At 79.2% G+C, this 1,140-nt stretch carries 1 protein-coding gene; it reads left to right on the forward strand.

The window, feature by feature from the left end; genetic code table 11:
* The first annotated feature begins 180 nt into the window (after positions 1-180).
* Positions 181-1,077, forward strand: a complete 897-nt coding sequence (locus ACOV8S_RS22990; protein ID WP_448319925.1) for a universal stress protein — start codon at positions 181-183, stop codon at positions 1,075-1,077.
* The last annotated feature ends 63 nt before the right edge of the window (positions 1,078-1,140 follow it).

Raw genomic sequence — 1,140 nt, forward strand, 5'->3', positions numbered from 1 at the left:
GTCCGGGGCGGGGGTGTCACTCATGTCGGTGCTCGAGCCTAGCGCCGTCACCGGGGGGGTCGGGGAAAGGGGCCGGTCGGCCCTACGCCGGGCGGGCCGGCCCTGACAACGTGATCGTTCCACCCTGCCGGAACAGGACGACGCCCGTGTCCCCGCGAGGAGAGCCCAGGAGCGCGCATCATGCCCCGAACCGTCACCGTCGGCGTGGACGGCTCGCCGGAGAGCCTCACGGCGGCCGACTGGGCCGCGCGGGAGGCCGAGTTGTGGGAGCGTCCGGTGCGGCTGGTGCACGCGGTCCCCTGGCAGCCGTACGCGGCGGCGGGTGAGGAACGCGGCGGCGACCCGGAGGTGGAGGCGGCGCGGCGCCGTTGGGCGCAGCGGGTGCTGCGGGAGACCGCGGAGCGGCTGACCGCCGAGCGGCCCGGGCTGCGGGTCACCTTCGAGCAGGTGCGCGAGGCGCCGGCGTCCGCGCTGCTGGACGCGGCGTCGCACGGGTGCCCGCTGGTGCTGGGGTCGCGGGCCGCCGGGGGTCCGGAGGGCGGCGAGGACGTGTGGCTGCTCGGCCCGGTGACACTGGCGGTGGTGGCCGGGGCGAGCGGCCCGGTGGTGCTGGCGCGGTCCCCGGGCGTGACGGAGGCCGGCGGCGCCACGGGTGTGCCGGGGCCGTCGTGGGACGGCGACCCGTCGCCGGACGTGGTGCTGGGCCTCGACCCGCGGAAACCGGCGGCCGGCGCGGTGGCCTTCGCGTTCGGCGAGGCGGCCCGACGGCACGCCCGGCTCGAGGTGGTGCACGCGTGGCGGCGGCCGCCCGGGGCGGATCCGGCCCGGGACCGCGATCTGGAGCGGGAGGCGGGACAGGAACTGCGGCAGCTGCTGGACCCGTGGCGGCAACGTCACCCGTCGGTGCGGGTCACGGTGCGCACCGGCTTCGGCGCGGCGCCGTCGCGGCTGGTCGACGCGGCGGCGGACGCCTCCCTGCTGGTGGTGGGCCGCGGCGGGGCGCGCGGGCGGATCGGAGGCGTCACGCGGACGGTGCTGCGGCACTGCTCGACCTCGCTGGCGGTCGTCCCGGGGTGACCCTCGGCGCGGGGCCGTCGTCCCGGGGTGACCGGCCGGGCGGGGGCGGCGGCTGTCCGGGAG

Source organism: Streptomyces sp. CO7 (assembly GCF_053474865.1).